The 17336-nt window shown below is 57.6% G+C and carries 21 protein-coding genes; 14 read left to right on the forward strand and 7 right to left on the reverse strand.

The window, feature by feature from the left end; all coding sequences use genetic code 11:
* Positions 1–37: 37 nt before the first annotated feature.
* Positions 38–517 (forward strand): Z-ring associated ZapG family protein, encoded by a 480-nt coding sequence (locus NCG89_RS05840; protein WP_251088826.1) that lies wholly within the window; start codon positions 38–40, stop codon positions 515–517.
* Positions 518–522: 5 nt separating this feature from the next.
* Here NCG89_RS05840 and NCG89_RS05845 read toward each other — a convergent pair whose 3' ends face one another.
* Positions 523–1281 carry a Nif3-like dinuclear metal center hexameric protein gene (locus NCG89_RS05845; RefSeq protein WP_251088827.1) on the reverse strand — a complete coding sequence of 253 codons (759 nt, stop codon included), beginning with the start codon at positions 1279–1281 and terminating at the stop codon, positions 523–525.
* Positions 1282–1559: 278 nt separating this feature from the next.
* On the opposite strand from NCG89_RS05845, the gene NCG89_RS05850 reads away from it, so the two are divergent.
* Positions 1560–2603: a S1C family serine protease gene (locus NCG89_RS05850; protein WP_251088828.1), complete on the forward strand. Its 1044-nt coding sequence runs from the start codon at positions 1560–1562 to the stop codon at positions 2601–2603.
* Here NCG89_RS05850 and hisC read toward each other — a convergent pair whose 3' ends face one another.
* From hisC to NCG89_RS05880, 6 genes are all read right to left on the reverse strand, one after another.
* On the reverse strand, positions 2604–3677 hold the full coding sequence (gene hisC, locus NCG89_RS05855) for a histidinol-phosphate transaminase (protein WP_251088829.1): 1074 nt from the start codon (positions 3675–3677) through the stop codon (positions 2604–2606).
* Entirely contained in the window at positions 3670–4995 is a 1326-nt protein-coding gene (gene hisD, locus NCG89_RS05860) for a histidinol dehydrogenase (RefSeq protein WP_251088830.1), read from the reverse strand. Before hisD ends, hisC begins: the two co-directional genes overlap by 8 nt.
* A complete protein-coding gene (gene hisG / locus NCG89_RS05865; RefSeq protein ID WP_251088831.1) occupies positions 4985–5647 on the reverse strand; it encodes an ATP phosphoribosyltransferase in 663 nt (220 codons plus the stop codon). The genes hisD and hisG overlap by 11 nt, the downstream gene beginning before the upstream one ends.
* Positions 5648–5681: 34 nt before the next feature.
* Entirely contained in the window at positions 5682–6947 is a 1266-nt protein-coding gene (murA, locus tag NCG89_RS05870) for a UDP-N-acetylglucosamine 1-carboxyvinyltransferase (RefSeq protein ID WP_251088832.1), read from the reverse strand.
* Between the two features lie 66 nt (positions 6948–7013).
* Positions 7014–7238 (reverse strand): BolA family protein, encoded by a 225-nt coding sequence (locus tag NCG89_RS05875; protein ID WP_251088833.1) that lies wholly within the window; start codon positions 7236–7238, stop codon positions 7014–7016.
* A gap of 115 nt (positions 7239–7353) precedes the next feature.
* A complete protein-coding gene (locus NCG89_RS05880) occupies positions 7354–8034 on the reverse strand; it encodes an MlaC/ttg2D family ABC transporter substrate-binding protein (RefSeq protein WP_251088834.1) in 681 nt (226 codons plus the stop codon).
* 306 nt (positions 8035–8340) lie between these two features.
* Here NCG89_RS05880 and NCG89_RS05885 point away from each other — a divergent pair, with 306 nt between their 5' ends.
* From NCG89_RS05885 to yjgA, 12 genes are all read left to right on the forward strand, one after another.
* On the forward strand, positions 8341–9267 hold the full coding sequence (locus tag NCG89_RS05885; RefSeq protein ID WP_251088835.1) for a KpsF/GutQ family sugar-phosphate isomerase: 927 nt from the start codon (positions 8341–8343) through the stop codon (positions 9265–9267).
* Positions 9268–9282: 15 nt separating this feature from the next.
* Complete coding sequence (locus tag NCG89_RS05890; protein WP_251088836.1) at positions 9283–9804, forward strand: KdsC family phosphatase; 522 nt, start codon at positions 9283–9285, stop codon at positions 9802–9804.
* A complete protein-coding gene (gene lptC / locus NCG89_RS05895) occupies positions 9804–10379 on the forward strand; it encodes an LPS export ABC transporter periplasmic protein LptC (protein ID WP_251088837.1) in 576 nt (191 codons plus the stop codon). Before NCG89_RS05890 ends, lptC begins: the two co-directional genes overlap by 1 nt.
* Positions 10366–10935, forward strand: a complete 570-nt coding sequence (lptA, locus tag NCG89_RS05900) for a lipopolysaccharide transport periplasmic protein LptA (RefSeq protein ID WP_251088838.1) — start codon at positions 10366–10368, stop codon at positions 10933–10935. Before lptC ends, lptA begins: the two co-directional genes overlap by 14 nt.
* Positions 10935–11660 (forward strand): LPS export ABC transporter ATP-binding protein, encoded by a 726-nt coding sequence (gene lptB / locus NCG89_RS05905; RefSeq protein WP_251088839.1) that lies wholly within the window; start codon positions 10935–10937, stop codon positions 11658–11660. Before lptA ends, lptB begins: the two co-directional genes overlap by 1 nt.
* Before the next feature lie 171 nt (positions 11661–11831).
* Complete coding sequence (locus NCG89_RS05910; protein WP_251088840.1) at positions 11832–13328, forward strand: RNA polymerase factor sigma-54; 1497 nt, start codon at positions 11832–11834, stop codon at positions 13326–13328.
* Between the two features lie 77 nt (positions 13329–13405).
* Positions 13406–13693, forward strand: a complete 288-nt coding sequence (gene hpf / locus NCG89_RS05915; protein ID WP_251088841.1) for a ribosome hibernation-promoting factor, HPF/YfiA family — start codon at positions 13406–13408, stop codon at positions 13691–13693.
* A gap of 30 nt (positions 13694–13723) precedes the next feature.
* Complete coding sequence (locus tag NCG89_RS05920; RefSeq protein ID WP_251088842.1) at positions 13724–14173, forward strand: PTS sugar transporter subunit IIA; 450 nt, start codon at positions 13724–13726, stop codon at positions 14171–14173.
* A 17-nt stretch (positions 14174–14190) separates the two neighbouring features.
* Entirely contained in the window at positions 14191–15048 is an 858-nt protein-coding gene (gene rapZ / locus NCG89_RS05925; protein ID WP_251088843.1) for an RNase adapter RapZ, read from the forward strand.
* Positions 15049–15058: 10 nt separating this feature from the next.
* Positions 15059–15328 carry an HPr family phosphocarrier protein gene (locus tag NCG89_RS05930; RefSeq protein ID WP_251088844.1) on the forward strand — a complete coding sequence of 90 codons (270 nt, stop codon included), beginning with the start codon at positions 15059–15061 and terminating at the stop codon, positions 15326–15328.
* Positions 15329–15457: 129 nt separating this feature from the next.
* Complete coding sequence (gene mgtE / locus NCG89_RS05935; RefSeq protein WP_251088845.1) at positions 15458–16816, forward strand: magnesium transporter; 1359 nt, start codon at positions 15458–15460, stop codon at positions 16814–16816.
* Between the two features lie 12 nt (positions 16817–16828).
* Positions 16829–17335: a ribosome biogenesis factor YjgA gene (gene yjgA / locus NCG89_RS05940; RefSeq protein WP_251088846.1), complete on the forward strand. Its 507-nt coding sequence runs from the start codon at positions 16829–16831 to the stop codon at positions 17333–17335.
* The last annotated feature ends 1 nt before the right edge of the window (position 17336 follow it).

Below are 17336 nucleotides of genomic sequence, written 5' to 3' on the forward strand. Positions count from 1 at the left end.
GGCACCGCAGTTTGTTTTTGCCTGAGGGAGACTTTTTGTGAACGAGTACGACATCAACACCGTTATCATCACCGCCGTGAGCTGCCTGATTACTGGCGCGCTACTAGGTTACTTTCTGCTGGGTCGATTGAAGCCGGGCCAGCAAAGCCGGACGGCAATTGAAAAGCAGTTCAACGACATTCAGAAGCAACAGCAAGACTATCAGCAGCAGGTCAACCACCACTTTGACCACACCGCCGAGCTGCTCAACGAGCTGGCTGAAAGCTACCGCAGCGTTCACAACCATATTGTTGAAGGCGCCAAAACCCTGCACTCCAGTGGCATCAGCCCGCTGCAACCCCTGCCTGAAGGCCGCCCTGTGCTGGACACCCAGCCCACCCACATGACGCCTTCCCAGCAACCTCTCGACTACGCCCCCAGATCACCGGGCAGCAAAGGCCTCCTCCACGAGGAGTTTGGCCTGGATAAAGAAAGCGAAGAGAAGAAAGTTGAGCCGCCGGTGGCGCCCCACGCCTGACCCGCTCAGGCGGGATTGTCGATATCGATAAAGTGGTGTTCAAGGCCGTGGCGCCGGGCCATGTATTCGCCTACCGCCTTAGCACCATACCGCTCTGTGGCATGGTGGCCGGCCGCGATAAAATGAATGCCCAGCTCACGGGCAACATGGATCGTCGGCTCAGACACCTCTCCAGTTAAATAGGCATCAACGCCCAAGGCCGCAGCTTTCTCGATGTAGGACTGCGCACCACCGGTACACCAGGCTATCCGCGATACTGGTTTGTCGCCTACCGCCTCTAACAACACCGGACGCCCCAATTGCCGACCGACATGCTCGGCCAGCGCTTCAGCAGACAGCGGCTCAGCCAAGCGCCCAACATTTCCCACCGGCAACGGCCCGGACTCCATCCCACCCTCTGAAATAAACCCCAGTCGCTCGGCAAGCTGGGCGTTGTTCCCCAAGGTGGGGTGCGCATCAAGGGGAAGGTGGTAGGCAAACAAATTGATATCGTGCCGCAATAGCGCGGCGAGCCGACGCCGCTTCATTCCGACAACCCGAGGCTCCTCGCCCCGCCAGAAAAAGCCATGATGTACCAACAGTGCATCCGCCCCCTTCTGAATGGCGGCATCAATTAATGCCTGCGAGGCAGTAACACCCGACACCAAACAGCGAATCTGCTCCTTGCCCTCAACCTGCAAGCCATTGGGGCAGTAATCGTTAAATTCGGCAATGCGCAACAAATTGTCGAGTTCGTTCGCAAATTCAGCGTTGGATATCGTCATTCAAGGTCACCGCAATTCGGAATTGGTTTCATTCGTGCTACGCTATGGCTCTTTTGCGCTGGTGCACGCAGGCGCGCCGCCAACAGTATCCGGCCTGCCCCGCCATTGCGGGCACCCCCGGAAACATCATTGGTCGGCTGCCTGGCCAACAACAAAATCAAGGGCTTTCCAGGCGCTGCCCGGCTTTTGCCTCTCAAGGCCTAGCTTAAAGCCCAAATTCAACTAGCTTAAAGGAAAGACGCGCGACAGGCATAGTCGCCGCCAGCGAGGGGAACCCATTGCTACTCGATTTTGCAAGAAAATTGGCTTGGCCAACCGTCTGCGGTGTGCTGCTGGGCCTGTGTATCCTGATGTACCTCGGCGCCAAGCAAAATCAGGATTTTTCCTACGCCGTCGCCAAAGCCGCCCCGGCAGTTGCCAACATTTACACCACCAAAATTGTGCAGCAGCGTCACCCGCTGGCGAACGACCCCCTGTTCAAACATTTTTTTAACCGCAGCGGCCGCGCCAAACAGCAGCTCGAGCGCAGTCTGGGCTCCGGCGTTATTGTCAGCAATGACGGCTACTTGCTGACCAACTATCACGTAATTGAAGGTGCCGATGAAATTCTGGTGCTACTCCAGGACGGCCGCCAAGCACTCGCCAGCGTGATTGGCAGCGACGCCGACACCGACCTCGCCGTGCTGAAAATCGATCTTGAGAACTTGATTAGCATCAAGGTTGCCGAGCCAGACTCCGTCACCGTGGGCAACATTGTTCTGGCCATCGGCAACCCCTACGGCTTTGGTCAGACAGTAACCCAGGGCATTGTCAGCGCCACCGGCCGTTACGGCCTTGGCCTGAGTCAATACGAAAACTTTATTCAGACCGACGCCGCCATCAACCCCGGCAACTCCGGCGGCGCACTGATTGACACCAAGGGTCGGCTGCTCGGTATTAACACCGCAATCTACACTCAAAGCGGTGGCTCCACCGGGATCGGCCTGGCCATTCCAACCGATCTTGCCCTGCGCACGATGAACGATCTTATTCGCTACGGTCGACCACTGCGCGGCTGGCTGGGCCTGGAAGTACAACCGCTGGCAACCGGCACCAACGGCGTGGTCATCACAGGGCTTGCCGTTGAGGGTCCGGCCGCCAAGGCGGGCCTGCGGGTGGGCGATATTCTGACAGATATTAACGGGAAGTTGGTTGGCGATGGTCACGCAGGCATGAAGCTGATCACCTACACTCGCCCCGGCGAGACGGTGAGAATTGGCTTTCTGCGCAACGACACACCAATGACGGTCACAACAGACGTCGCAGCCCGGCCAAATACCTGATTACGTCTTTGCCGATACCAAGCTCGCCAACACTTCGAGCAACCGGTTATTTTGGCTAGCGGTTCCAACCGTGATCCGCAAGAACTGTTCTATCCGGGCCTGTTTAAAGTGCCGAACAATGACCTTCTGCTCTCTCAGGCCCGCAGCAAGTGCCGCCGCATCAAACTCGGGATGGCGACAAAACAGGAAGTTGGCGGCAGAGGGCAGCACCTCAAACCCGAGCACTACCAAAGCCCCCGACAAACGTTCACGCTCTGCGATGACTGCATCGCGGGTTTGTTGAAAATATGCCTCGTCCTCAAAGGACGCCACTGCGCCTGCCAACGCCAGCCGATCCAGCGGGTAGGAGTTAAAACTGTTCTTGATGCGCTCCAAGCCCTCGATCAATTCCGCCGATCCAACGGCAAAACCCACTCTCAAGCCCGCCAGGGACCGGGATTTCGACAGAGTTTGAGTCACCAGTAAGTTGGGGAATTTATCCACCAGCGCTATTGCCGACTCGCCACCGAAATCGACATAAGCCTCGTCGACCACCACCACTGTCTCGGTGTTGATCGACAACAATCGCTCAATCTCCGATAGCGGCAGAAAGCGGCCCGTTGGTGCATTGGGGTTGGGGAAAATAATCCCGCCGTTAATGCCTTTAAAGTCTGCCACCCGTATCTGGAAATCTTCGGCCAGAGGAATCGCCTCATAGGGGATGCCGTAGAGCCCACAATAAACCGGATAAAAACTGTAGGTGATGTCAGGAAACAGCAGCGGATGTTGGCTATCCCGGGCAAACAAACCATGAAATACGTGGGCCAGCACCTCGTCGGAGCCGTTGCCGACGAACACCTGCTCGGCAGCAACCTGATAGTACTCGGCAATCACCGCCTTTAGGGCAGCGCCGTCCGGGTCAGGATACAAGCGTAGGGTATCGTCCGCTGCCGCACTGATGGCCTCTATCGCACGAGGAGAGGGGCCGTATGGGTTTTCATTGGTATTAAGTTTGACCAGATCAGTGACCTTGGGCTGCTCCCCAGGAACATAGGGCACCAGATCTTTAACAAAGGGGCTCCAAAACCTACTCATCTGCGCCGCCCTTCATCCGATACTCAGCACTGATCGCGTGGGCTGTCAGGGATTCTCCTCGAGCCAGCACCGACGCCGTTTTCGCCAATTCGGCGGCCCCGGCGGGTGAGCAGTGAATAATAGAAGAACGCTTCTGGAAGTCGTAAACCCCCAGGGGCGAGGAGAACCGCGCCGTACCCGAGGTTGGCAATACGTGGTTGGGGCCGGCGCAATAATCACCCAGGGCCTCAGGCGTGTGTCGCCCCATAAATATCGCGCCGGCATGGCGGATATCCGGCAGCAGCGCGTCGGGGTCGGCCACCGACAATTCGAGATGCTCGGGGGCGATGCGATTGCTCAGCGCAACCGCCTCTTGCAAACTCCCGACCTCAATCAACGCGCCACGGGCTTTCAATGACTGCCGAATAATCTCCTGGCGATCCGCGTCCGGAAGCAGGCGGGCAATACTCTCCTCCACCTGGTCCAGAAAGGCACTATCGGGGCTAATCAAAATAGATTGAGCGTCTTCGTCGTGCTCGGCCTGGGAGAAAAGATCCATTGCGATCCAATCCGGATCAGTCTGACCATCGCAGATCACCAGAATCTCGGAGGGACCGGCAATCATATCGAGGCCAACCAGCCCAAACACCTGGCGCTTGGCCGTGGCCACATAAATATTGCCGGGACCAACAATTTTGTCTACCCGGGGCACCAGCTGGGTGCCAAAAGCAAGGGCGCCAATGGCCTGAGCACCACCCACAGCAAACACACGATCAACCCCGGCGATGGCCGCGGCAGCCAGCACCATCTCATTCATAAACCCTCTGGGGGTTGGCGACACCATTATCAGCTCGCCCACACCGGCGACCTTTGCCGGGATCGCATTCATCAACACCGACGAGGGGTAGGTCGCCTTGCCCCCGGGAACGTACAAGCCCACGCGATCCATCGGCGTAATTTTCTGGCCAAGCACGGTGCCATCAGCTTCCGCGTACTGCCAGGATTGCTGGCGCTGATGTTCGTGGTACTGGCGAATGCGGGTAGCGGCTTCTTCAAGCGCCTGGCGGGATGCAGCAGGAATATTTGCCAGCGCTTGCCGGCAGCGCTCCAGGGGCACCTCCAGCTCTGCGACATTTTGCGCTGCAACCCCATCAAACTGCCGAGTGTAGTTCAGCAGCGCCTCGTCACCCTCGCGTCTCAGTGCGCTGAGAATATCGGTCACCGCTGACACCACCGTGGGATTAGACACCTCATCCCAAGACAACAGTTTAGCTAACTGGCCATCAAAATCTGGCTCGTCGGCACTCAGCCGCCGAATCAACAGGGGCTCAGCCGACATTGACGGCCTCCCCGCCTGAGCGTCGCTGCACCGCCGCCGCCAAGCTGCTTACAATGGCATCAATACTCTGATATTTACGCTTCATCGCTGCTTTATTAACCACCAACCGGGAACTGACCTCGGCGATCAATTCACGGGGCTCCATTCCATTCGCCCGCAGAGTGTTGCCAGTATCAACGATATCGACGATCAAATCGGCCAAATCCATCAGTGGTGCCAGTTCCATCGCACCGTAGAGTTTAATCAACTCCACCTGAATACCGCGCTCGGCGAAATGTCGCCGGGCGACATTGACAAACTTGGTCGCAACCCGCACCCGGCCCAACGGCAGCGCCTCACCGACACGTCCTGCCGTCATCAAGCGGCAACGCGAAATGCCCAAATCCAGTGGCTCGTACATATCCTCGGCGCCAAATTCCAGCAACATGTCCTTGCCCGAAATTCCCATATCGGCCGACCCCAATTTCACGTAGGTCGGCACGTCGGTGCCCCGGATGACAATCAAGCGCACGTGAGGCAGGTTAGTCTCAAAAATCAGCTTGCGACTGCTGCCGATATCTTCCAGCGGATGGATCCCCGCCTCCGCCAGCAGCGGCAGGGTTTCTTTGAGAATGCGGCCCTTGGTTAGAGCGATGGTGATCGGCTGATCCACTGCAGTGTCCTGTTACTTACTCAACGCGTATTTATCAGCTAGCCAACCGACGAATATCGGCACCCAGCGAGTGAAACTTCTCTTCAATACATTCGTAGCCACGATCAATATGGTAAATCCGGTCCACCACCGTATCACCATCGGCCACCAGGCCAGCGATAACCAGGCTGGCAGAGGCACGCAAATCACTGGCCATCACCGGCGCGGCTTTCAGACGCTCTGTACCCGTAATCAACGCTGTATTGCCCTCTATACTGATTTTCGCGCCCATCCGGTTCATTTCGTGGGTTTGTATCAGGCGGTTTTCAAAAATGGTCTCGGTGACATGGGCCATGCCCTCGGCCACGGTGTTCATGGCGGTAAACTGGGCCTGCATATCGGTCGGGAACCCCGGATACGGTGCTGTTTTTACGCTCACCGATTTTGGGCGCCGCCCTTCCATATCCAAGTCGATCCAATCTGGACCCACCTCGATCTTGGCACCGGCCTCCTGCAATTTTACCAGCACCGCCTCCAGCGTATCGGGGTAGATTTCCCGCAACCGAATGCGGCCCCGGGTGGCCGCGGCGGCAACCAGATAGGTGCCTGCCTCTATGCGGTCCGGCATCACCGAGTATTCGCAACCGCGCAAGCCCTCAACACCCTCCACCACAATTGTGGCGGTGCCGTGGCCAGAAATCTTGGCGCCCATCGCAATCAGAAAATGGGCGAGGTCAACAATTTCAGGCTCCCTTGCGGCGTTCTCCAACACCGTTCGACCGTCGGCCAATGCCGCTGCCATCAGCAAGTTCTCAGTGCCGCCCACTGTCACCATATCGAACAGCACATGGGCGCCTTTCAGCCGCCCATTTGGTGTGGTCGCGGTGATATAGCCCCCTTCCACTTCAATGTGCGCACCCATGGCCTCGAGACCACGCAAGTGCTGATCAACGGGGCGCGAACCAATCGCGCAACCGCCCGGAAAGGATACCCGAGCGTGGCCGAAGCGCGCCAACAGCGGCCCCAGCACCAGAATCGAGGCGCGCATGGTCTTGACCAACTCATAGGGCGCCGTCGTTTCATTGGTGGTACCACCATGAATCTCCACACCCAAGCGTTCATCGACAACGACCTCGGTCCCCATACTGCGCAGCAAGGCGATCATGGTGGTGATGTCATGCAGATGGGGCAAATTGCGAACCAACACCGGTTCCTTTGCCAGCAGTGTTGCCGCCAGTATCGGCAGCGCCGCGTTTTTGGAACCAGATACCCTGATTTCACCATTAAGCGGACCGCCGCCACGTATTAAAAGCTTATCCATGAAATCTCCAGATCTGCCGTGATCTCGCGCTGAGTCAGGGCATCGGCCAGCCTTTGACAGGGCAAATTATTGCTCGTCAGGGGTAAGCGCTTTGATGTTAACGGCATGCAGCGCCCCTTCCCGAATCCAATCGTTGATGGCGGCATAGACAAGCTGCTGACGTCGCACCGGCCGCAAACCGTCAAAGGCACTGCTTACTATCTGCACAGCGTAGTGACTACCGTCGCTTTGGACCTCAATTTGGCCGTCAGGAAAGTGCTCAGCGAGGCGGGATTTGATGTCGTCTATCATTGGGATATGCAATTCCTGCTTGTTCAATTCAAGCGCGGAATTGTACGCAATTACCGGGGGGATAGCGAGATAGCGCCACGGCTGCGGCTATCTCGCACTGTGGGACCGAGCAGCCTTACTTCTGCTCAGCCGCTTTGCCTTCAAGAACGTCCTGAGGAACCACGCTCCAGTTATCGATCACCTTGTCGATATCACCTTGGTAAGTGCGGGCATCCGCAGCAAACTGGTTCTGATACAGCTCGCCCACATTGAGCCCCTCAATGATCACATTGCGAACTTTCCACTTACCGTCGCCGCCTTTCCGCAGCGTGTAGTACACCTGATAGGGCTGGGGGCGATCGCCGTAAATCCGCTGGGCGACGCCAACACTGCCAGACAAGTCTGCATCCTCGGCAAGGGGCAGTACCTCAATCCGGTTTCCGTTGAAGGTCAGCAGCCCCTTGGAGTAAGTATTAATCAGCCCATCCTTGAAGTTCTCGGTGAACCGGATGACCTGGCTACGAAACTTGGCCCGCTCTTCTTCCGTCTTCAAGCTCTGGTAGTAACCACGGCTACCGTATTTACCCATGACACCCCGAGCGAAGCTTTGAAAATCGACGACCTCATCAAGCAGTTCGCGCACTTCGCGCTCAAAGCGCTCCGGCTCCTTATCGGCATAGCCTTTTGCCTCTTCGATAACCGCCATAAGCGCTTGCGTGGTGTCGGCCACCACTTCATAGGGCCCTTTTTCTGTCGCGAACGCGCTGGAACTTGCGCCCACAAAAACCAACAGTGCAAAAATCGCCTTCTTCAACATATCGCTATTTCCTTTCGCAGATAGCCCGAATTCACCGTATGCGGCCTGCCACGGGACCTGAACTTTTTGTTTGACCCCATTCTACGTTAGTCGTCCCCAGGCTGCGGGTCAGCAAAACCTGTTATTTTTTCACATTGGAAATTATCATAGCCCCCGGCATTTCGAGAGCTGCCCAACCTCCACTCACTGAGCGGCCTCATTATTATCGTTGGAAGATTAGCAACAGCTTAACCGGGGGCTAGCACCATCAGCGCAACATCGAGTACGCCCAGGACATTTACTGAGTCCGCGAAACGGGTCATCAGCATGGAGGGAGCCGCGGTGGCGGCCCTCTCAGATCGTATTGACGACGACTTTACCCGCGCCTGCCAATTACTGCTCAATTGCACCGGCAAAGTGGTGGTGACCGGAATGGGAAAATCCGGCCATATCGGCAACAAGATCGCCGCCACCCTGGCGAGCACCGGCACACCGGCTTTCTTCGTCCATCCTGGGGAAGCCAGCCACGGCGACATGGGAATGATCACCGCCGGCGACGTGGTGATTGCCCTGTCAAACTCGGGCACCACCGCCGAGATCGTGACCATTCTGCCGCTGCTCAAGCTGCTGGCCGTTCCCCTGATCGCCATGACCGGCAATCCCGCATCGGAGCTGGCGCAGAGCGCTGATGTTCACCTCAATGTCGGTGTTAAAGAGGAAGCCTGCCCACTGAACCTGGCGCCCACATCCAGCACAACGGTCAGTCTGGTGATGGGCGATGCCCTGGCCATCGCTCTGCTCGAAGCACGCGGCTTCACCGCTGACGACTTCGCCTTCTCCCACCCGGGCGGTGCACTGGGGCGGCGGCTGCTCCTGAAAATCGACGGCATCATGCACACTGGCGACGCTATTCCCAGGGTAAAACTCGGCACAGCCCTCAGCGGTGCCCTGCTGGAAATCAGCAGCAAAGCACTTGGCATGACCACCGTGGTTGACGATGACGGCGTGCTGCAGGGCATTTTCACTGACGGCGACCTACGCCGGGCCATTGATAGCGGCAGCGATATTCGCAACGCTCCCATTGAACAGGTAATGACCCGCAACGGCCGCACTATCAAGCCGGGCACCATGGCCGCGGAGGCATTGCGCATTATGGAAGATCACAAAATTACTGTACTGGTCGCCGTCGATGACCAGCGCCGCCCGGTTGGCGTCATTCACACCCATGACCTGCTCAAAGCAGGCGTTGCCTAAACGGAGAAGCCGACTGTGCACGCGGTAATCGAAAAGGCCAAACTCATTAAACTGCTGGCCATGGACGTGGATGGCGTCCTGACCGACGGCAGCCTGTACTTCGGCAACAGCGGTGAAGAAATCAAAGCCTTCAGTATTCTGGACGGGTTGGGCATCAAACTGGTGAGAGAGGCCGGCATTCGACCGGCAATCATCACCGGCCGCAGCTCCCAGCTACTGGCCCGGCGCGCCGCTGAACTGAAAATCGACCTGATCTACCAGGGCCGCGAGGACAAGCTGGTAGCCCTGACCGAATTGCGCAGCGATCTTGGCCTGGAGCTAAGCGAAATTGCCTATGTGGGCGACGACTTGCCCGACCTGTCTGCCATTGTTGCTGCTGGTCTGGGGATCACCGTTGCCAATGGTCACAGCTTTGTCGCCCGCCACGCCGATTGGCAGACCGATGCCAGAGGCGGACAAGGCGCCATACGGGAAGTCTGCGAGTTGCTGCTAAAAGCCCAAGGGAAACTCAATGCCGCCTGGGAGCAGTTTCTATAATGGCCAAGCGCCGGGGGTTCAATTTCGCTGCATTGTCAGTGCTCTCGGCACTGGCCGCGCTGGGGGGTACCTACCTTTACCTCACGCAGTTCAGCGAGAGCGGCAAGCTGAGCATTGTCGAGCGTTTTGACCCCACCCCGGATGTGGATTCCTACCTTGAAGGCATTGAGGGCATCAAATACCGGGAAGATGGCGCCGTGGCCTACCGTTGGCGGGCCGTCAGCGCCGAACGTTACATTTCAGATGGCTCTGTGCGCTTGCAAGAACCCTCTTATTTAGGGAATATCGCCGAGCAGCGCCCGTGGACTGCCACCGCCACAGAGGGTCGCCTGAACAGTAGCGGCCAGCACCTGCAGCTCAACCAGGATGTGGTCGTGCGCGAATTGATCAGACAAGCTGAAATAAGAACCAACGTGTTGAAAATCGACCTGCAAGAAAGTGAAGTCAGCACCGACCAAGCCCTCACACTGCTCCTGCCCAACGGCACCACAAAAGCCACCGGCATGTACGCGTCGCTGCGAGAAGAGCGGGTAGAACTCCTTGATAACGTCAGGGGGCATTATGCGCCCCGCTAAACTGTTGGCCGCCGCGATAGCCATGTCGACGCTCAACGTTGCGCCCCTGCACGCCTTGCCCGATGACCGCAATCAGGCCATCAATCTCAGCTCAGATCGCGCCACCTATGAAAACAATCAGGGCATCTACAGTGGCAACGTGAAGATGTCCCAGGGCACCCTGAAAATTCAGGCCGACAAACTCACCATTGTCGAGAGTGATCGCAAAGTCGAAAAAGTGATCGCTCAGGGCAACCCGGCCAAATTCGAACAACAACCCAGAGCCGGTGAAGGCGTAGTGGTTGCCAGCGCCGGCACCATTGAATACCGCCTGGCCGACGAGGAAATTCTGCTTCAGCAAAATGCCAGCATCACCCATCAGGGCTCAAAAATCAGCGGTGATCGAGTGGTGTATAGCGGCAAAAAACAAACCGTTGTCGCCGACGGAGGCAGTGCCGCAGAAAACGGCCGGGTGAGAATGACCCTGCAACCCCAGAGCAATGGCGAGGTCAACTCCCAGGGTGGCAAACAAAACACCCCGGTCAATGACGACAACGACGGAGAGACTTCGCCCTAATGCCGGTTCTGAACGCGCACAACCTCGCCAAGGCCTATAAAGGGCGGCAGATTATTCGGGACGTCTCGCTGAGCATCCGCAGCGGCGAAATTGTCGGCTTGCTGGGTCCCAATGGCGCGGGCAAAACCACCTGCTTTTACATGATTGTCGGGATTGTGAACGCCGACCGTGGTCGTATAACGTTGGACGATCGCGACCTTACTCCCATGTCCGTCCATGGCCGGGCCCAATGTGGCGTAGGCTACCTGCCTCAGGAAGCGTCGATTTTTCGCAAATTGAGCGTCGCCGACAACATCATGGCAATTCTCGAAACACGCAAAGACCTGAATCGCAGCCAGCGCAAGGAAAAACTCGAAGCGCTGCTGCAGGAATTTCACATCACCCATATCCGCAAATCCAAGGGCATGACCCTGTCTGGCGGTGAACGTCGCCGGGTCGAGATCGCCCGGGCCCTGGCCACCGAGCCCAGCTTCATCCTGCTCGACGAACCCTTTGCCGGAGTTGACCCCATTTCCGTCAACGATATCCAGCAAATCATCCGTCACCTGCAGGCCCGGGGTATCGGCGTGCTGATCACCGATCACAACGTCCGGGAAACCCTGCACATCTGCGAAAAAGCCTACATTGTCGGTGAAGGCAGAATCGTCGCCGAAGGCGATGCGAACACCGTGCTAAATAGCGAGATCGTCCGGGAAATTTACCTAGGCGACAAATTTACACTTTAATTTCTGCCAGATTTTTGATTCGGCACAGCTATTGCAGGGATCGAGAGAGGCGTCTACACTCAAGTTGGACATTCGAGGGCACTGCCCGTCGTAGAATGCTTGGGCATCCCGCCCTCTGGTAGAGCACAATGTGCTCGCGTTACCTTCTTAATGTTGTAGAAGCCACTGCTTATGAAACAATCGCTCCAGCTCAAGGTTGGCCAGCAGCTGACCATGACCCCGCAGCTGCAACAGGCGATTCGTTTACTTCAACTTTCCACCCTCGATCTTCAGCAAGAAATTCAGTCGGCTCTGGATTCCAATCCACTACTGGAAATCGGCGAGGATGACACCCCAGAAGGCGAACCCGCCCAGCAGAACACCCCCGCCGCGGCGCCAGAATCCACCACCGCTGAACGCAGCCAGACAGAAGAGACTAAAGAAACCTCCGCCAGCAGCGACGACAGCTGGGCCGAGCGCAGCGAAATCCCGGAAGATCTGCCCGTCGACAGCCAGTGGGATGATGTTTACCAAAGCAGCGGCAGCGCCTCCCTCGGGCCAGCCGACGACAGCGAGTTCAGCAATGACTTTCGCCAGGGTAGCTCCGACTCCCTGCAGGACCACTTGCGCTGGCAGCTGAACCTCAGCCGTCTCTCTGATATCGATCAGTTGATCGCCGATGCTATTGTTGATGCCATCGACGAGAAGGGCCGGCTCACCGTGTCGGTGGAGGATCTGGTCGAGAGCTTCGACAATGAAGATATTGAAGCCGAAGAAGTACAGGCGGTATTACGCCTTATCCAGAATTTTGATCCCCCTGGGGTCGGCGGCCGCGACCTCCAGGAATGCCTGCTGATCCAGCTGCGCCAGTTGCCCCCGGAAACGCCCTGGCGGGAGGAAGCGCTGCTAGTGGTCGGCCAGTACATGGCCCAATTGGGCAACCGGGATTACAACCAGATCATGCGCCGCTGTCGCATCAAGGAAGATCAGCTCAAGGAAATCCTCAAGCTGATCCAGTCGCTGAACCCCACTCCTGGCGACGCCATCGGTGGCAGCGAAACGGAATATGTGGTCCCGGATGTGTTCGTCAGCAAAAAGGAAGGCCGCTGGCTGGTGGAGCTGAACCCGGACATCGCCCCCAAAATCCAGATCAACTCCCATTACGCGGCGCTGGCACGGCAAAGTAGCAACAGCAACGACAACGACTACATTCGCGACAATCTGCAGGAGGCTCGCTGGTTCATCAAAAGCCTGCAAAGTCGCAACGAAACACTGATGAAAGTGGCCAGCAAGATTGTTGAATACCAGCGGGGATTTCTAGAATATGGTGAGGAGGCAATGAAGCCTCTCGTTCTGCACGATATCGCCGAGGCCGTAGGCATGCACGAATCCACCATTTCCCGGGTCACCACCCAAAAATACATGCACACCCCCCGCGGCATTTTCGAACTGAAGTTCTTTTTCTCCAGCCATGTGTCCACCGACACCGGCGGGGAATGCTCATCCACCGCCATTCGGGCGCTCATCAAGAAATTGGTTGCGGCCGAAAATCCCAGAAAGCCCCTCAGCGACAGCAAAATTACCGAACTGCTGGCTGACCAGGGCATTCAAGTGGCCCGGCGAACCATTGCGAAATATCGGGAATCACTGGTCATTCCGCCCTCAAACGAGCGGAAGCGGCTGGTATAGTGGCCGCGACTCAGGTCGCGACCGTCACTTGCGCGCCGGGAGGCGCTGATTGCTTACAGCGATGAAGGAGCAAAAATATGCAGATAACTGTTAGTGGTCATCACGTAGAAGTTACCCCCGCTCTCCGCGACTACGTTAACAACAAGCTTTCCAAGCTGCAGCGACATTTCGACAACATTACCAATACCGACGTCACCCTGACGGTCGAAAAGTTAATCCAGAAGGCAGAAGCCACTGTCCATGTTGCCGGCGCAGATCTGTTCGCCACCTGCGAGTCACAGGATATGTACGCCGCCATCGACAGTCTCACCGACAAGCTCGATCGGCAACTCATCAAACACAAGGAAAAGCACCTGGCTCGCTAGCGCCAGCTTTGCTACCAGATTGCGATAACCATGAACCTAGACTCCATCCTCAGCCAAGGACGTACCCATTGTGGTACGTCCGTTAACAGCAAAAAACGCCTCCTTGAACAAGTTGCCAAGTTCATCAGCGAGGACGATCACAACTACGATCCCGACGAGCTGTTCAATGACCTGCTTGCCCGGGAGCGCCTTGGCAGCACCGGCATCGGCCACGGGGTGGCCATTCCCCATTGCCGCAGCAGCCGCTGTGAAAGTATTACCGGCCTGTTGGTACGCCTTGAAAAGGCCATCGAATTTGAATCCATTGACGATCAACCGGTCGACCTGGTGTTTGCCCTGATCGTACCGGCAGAGGCCCACGACGAGCACGTTAAAGTGCTGGGTGCCCTCGCCTCCGCCTTCAACGAAGAGAGTTTTCGTCGCAGCCTGCGCCAGGCAGAAGACGCTGCCGCCCTTTTTAAGGCAGCTATCGCTCACTGACCCAAGGGCGCCAGCCTATGCAACTGACCATCATTAGCGGCCGCTCCGGATCGGGCAAAAGTACCGCACTGCACCAGCTGGAAGACGAAGGCTTTTACGCCATCGACAATCTTCCCATTGCGCTGTTGCCCGAGCTGGTCAGAGAACTGTCCCAAAAGCCCATCAAGGCCCACCAGAAAGTGGCGGTGTGTATCGACGCCCGCAACTCCGAAACCGAGCTACAGCGCTTCAGATCACTGTGCGACCAGGTTCGCCAGTACGCCGATCTGCGCATCGTGTTTCTCGATGCCGCCGAAGACAAACTGATTAAACGGTTCAGCGAAACGCGCCGCCGTCACCCGCTGACCAGCTCGGCGCTGCCGCTGGCCGACGCGATCAAGCTTGAGGCCTTGCTGCTGGAGCCCATCGTGATGGAAGCCTCCCTGACCATCGACAGCAGCGACATGACGGTCCACGACCTGCGCGGCGCGATCCGCGACCGTATTCTGGGTGCCGAGGCAGCAACCCTGGCGATTCAACTAAAATCCTTTGGTTTCAAGCGCGGCCTGCCCATTGATGCCGACCAGGTATACGACTTGCGCATGCTGCCCAATCCCCACTGGGACGAAGCACTGCGCGGTCTTACGGGCCGCGACCAGCCCGTGGCTGACTTCCTCGATGCGCAAGACGACGTGCAGCAGATGTACGCCGACATCCTCGCCTACCTGGGCCATTGGCTGCCCAAAATCGAGGCCAGCAACCGGAGTTACTTCACCGTTGCCATTGGTTGCACGGGCGGACAGCATCGGTCAGTATACATGGCGGAAAAACTGGCCAGTGCTCTTCTCCCCAAGCACCCCGGCCTTCAAGTTCGCCATCGCGAACTGCAACAATAGATGAACTGGCATGGTTGAAACCAAGATAACAATCATAAATAAGCTTGGTCTGCACGCCCGCGCGGCGGCAAAGTTTGTCGGCACGGCGGGCGCTTTCAGCGCCCGGATTGAAGCCGAGGTAAACGGCCGCACCGTGGACGGCAAAAGCATCATGGCCGTCATGATGCTCGCCGCCACCAAAGGCACCGAAATGACCCTTCGCTGCGAAGGCGACGATGAGCAGAAAGCCCTGGCTGCGCTAGTGGAAATAATCAACAACCGCTTTGACGAAGGCGAATAAGCACTCAGCACTGCTACTTTAAGCCGGCAATCGGTCCGCGATTCGATTGTTGTCGACACCCCTTTCAAGGATAATTCTGCACTGCGGCGCACCGGCGACGCCCCTCCCCCAAGATTTTCAGAGAGCCCTATGGCGGCAAGCGCAGAACAGCACTACACCGAATCCCAACTCGAGGCCATTAATCAGGCCCTGAGCGGTGGCGGTTTCCTGCAGATTCGCCGCATGATCAACGGCTTGCCTCCCGCGGATGCCGCCCACCTCATTGAATCCACCCCGCAGAAAGTCCGGGCGGTGCTCTGGCAGCTAGTGGATATCGAAAACGAGGGGGACATTCTCCAGTACCTCAACGATGAGGTGCAGAGTCAGTTCCTGCGGCAAATGGACGCCGAAGAAGTGGCCGCCATGACCGAGGGGCTGGAGGCCGACGATATCGCCGACATCCTCCAGCAACTGCCAGACCGGGTCATCCGGGAAGTGCTGGACTCCATGGACCAGCAGGACCGGCTGCGGATCGAACACGTATTGTCCTACGACGAGGACAGCGCCGGCGGTCTGATGAACACCGACACCATCACGGTGCGGCCTAACATCACCCTGGACGTTGCCCTGCGTTATCTGCGCCGCCATGACAATTTGCCGGAGATGACTGACAGCCTGATTGTGGTGAACCGCAACGACCAGTACATCGGCCTGCTGTCCCTGCGCAAACTGCTAGTGTCTGATCCCAACGTCACCGTGCGGGAGGTAATGGACACCGAGGTAGAGCCCATTCCGGCCGACCTCCCCGCCGCCCAGGTGGCCACCCTGTTCCAGCGCCACGACTGGGTCTCCGCACCAGTTGTCGATGCCGAACACAACCTGCTCGGCCGTATCACCATCGACGATGTGGTCGATGTTATTCGGGAAGAGTCCGACCACTCCCTGATGAGTATGGCGGGCCTGGACGAAGATGAAGACACCTTTGCTGCGGTGCTGACCACCGCCCCCCGCCGGGCCGTATGGCTGGGTATCAACCTGATCACCGCCTTTATCGCCTCCGGGGTGATCAATATGTTCGAGGGCACCATCGAAAAAGTCGTGGCCCTTGCCGTGCTGATGCCCATCGTCGCCAGCATGGGCGGCGTGGCCGGCACCCAGACCCTCACCGTGGTGATTCGCGGCATGGCACTTGGCCATATCAGCCGCAACAACAGTCGCTGGCTGGTGAGCAGAGAATTACTTGTCGGCGCCATGAACGGACTGGTGTGGGCGCTGGTCATCGCGCTGGCGGCCACCCTGTGGTTCGACGACCCGATGATCGGCGTCATCATTGCCGCCGCCATTGTCATCAATCTGATTACCGCTGCCCTCGCCGGGGCGCTGTTGCCCCTGGCAATGAAATCGCTGAATATCGATCCCGCCCTGGCCGGTGGTGTGGTGTTAACCACGGTCACCGATGTGGTGGGCTTCCTTTCATTCCTTGGCTTGGCCAGCCTTTTTTACGCGTAAACCGGATGTAATGTGAACGACGACGCCAACGAAAAACCCAGTAAAACCGCCCTCAAAAAGGAAATGCTGGAGCTCCAGGACCTGGGCAAGCAACTCATCGAACTCAGTGACGCCGAGTTCGCCAAAATTCCAATCAGCGACGACGATCTGATTGAGGCCATCGCCACAGCCAAGCGCATCAAGAGCCGCGAGGGCCTGCGCCGCCAGATGCAGTATATTGGCAAGCTGATGCGCCTGACCGACCCTGAGCCCATTCGCGAAGCCTTAGCGGAGCGCCAGCGAGGCCATCAAGAGCTGGCCCGCCAGTTTCACGCCTTGGAGGAAATGCGGGACCGCCTGGTCGAAGTGGGTATCAGTGCGGTAGAGGAAGTGGTGGAGCAGTACCCCGAAGCGGATCGCCAGCAGCTGCGCCAACTTATTCTGCAAGCGGGAAAGGAAGCCGCAAACAATAAGCCGCCAGCAGCAAAGCGCAAGTTATTTAAATACCTGCGCAGCCTGCACGAGCACCAGAATGAATAAG

Source organism: Spongiibacter taiwanensis, assembly GCF_023702635.1.
Lineage (GTDB): Bacteria > Pseudomonadota > Gammaproteobacteria > Pseudomonadales > Spongiibacteraceae > Spongiibacter > Spongiibacter taiwanensis.

Coding starts and splice junctions, on each gene's coding strand:
- NCG89_RS05920 (WP_251088842.1), top strand. CDS start 13,724: ATGAACCTAGACTCCATCCTCAGCCAAGGACGTACCCATTGTGGTACG.
- hisC (WP_251088829.1), bottom strand. CDS start 3,677: ATGAGTAGGTTTTGGAGCCCCTTTGTTAAAGATCTGGTGCCCTATGTT.
- murA (WP_251088832.1), bottom strand. CDS start 6,947: ATGGATAAGCTTTTAATACGTGGCGGCGGTCCGCTTAATGGTGAAATC.
- NCG89_RS05875 (WP_251088833.1), bottom strand. CDS start 7,238: ATGATAGACGACATCAAATCCCGCCTCGCTGAGCACTTTCCTGACGGC.
- NCG89_RS05880 (WP_251088834.1), bottom strand. CDS start 8,034: ATGTTGAAGAAGGCGATTTTTGCACTGTTGGTTTTTGTGGGCGCAAGT.
- mgtE (WP_251088845.1), top strand. CDS start 15,458: ATGGCGGCAAGCGCAGAACAGCACTACACCGAATCCCAACTCGAGGCC.
- NCG89_RS05910 (WP_251088840.1), top strand. CDS start 11,832: ATGAAACAATCGCTCCAGCTCAAGGTTGGCCAGCAGCTGACCATGACC.
- lptB (WP_251088839.1), top strand. CDS start 10,935: ATGCCGGTTCTGAACGCGCACAACCTCGCCAAGGCCTATAAAGGGCGG.
- NCG89_RS05845 (WP_251088827.1), bottom strand. CDS start 1,281: ATGACGATATCCAACGCTGAATTTGCGAACGAACTCGACAATTTGTTG.
- rapZ (WP_251088843.1), top strand. CDS start 14,191: ATGCAACTGACCATCATTAGCGGCCGCTCCGGATCGGGCAAAAGTACC.
- lptA (WP_251088838.1), top strand. CDS start 10,366: ATGCGCCCCGCTAAACTGTTGGCCGCCGCGATAGCCATGTCGACGCTC.
- NCG89_RS05930 (WP_251088844.1), top strand. CDS start 15,059: ATGGTTGAAACCAAGATAACAATCATAAATAAGCTTGGTCTGCACGCC.
- lptC (WP_251088837.1), top strand. CDS start 9,804: ATGGCCAAGCGCCGGGGGTTCAATTTCGCTGCATTGTCAGTGCTCTCG.
- hisD (WP_251088830.1), bottom strand. CDS start 4,995: ATGTCGGCTGAGCCCCTGTTGATTCGGCGGCTGAGTGCCGACGAGCCA.
- hpf (WP_251088841.1), top strand. CDS start 13,406: ATGCAGATAACTGTTAGTGGTCATCACGTAGAAGTTACCCCCGCTCTC.
- NCG89_RS05885 (WP_251088835.1), top strand. CDS start 8,341: ATGGAGGGAGCCGCGGTGGCGGCCCTCTCAGATCGTATTGACGACGAC.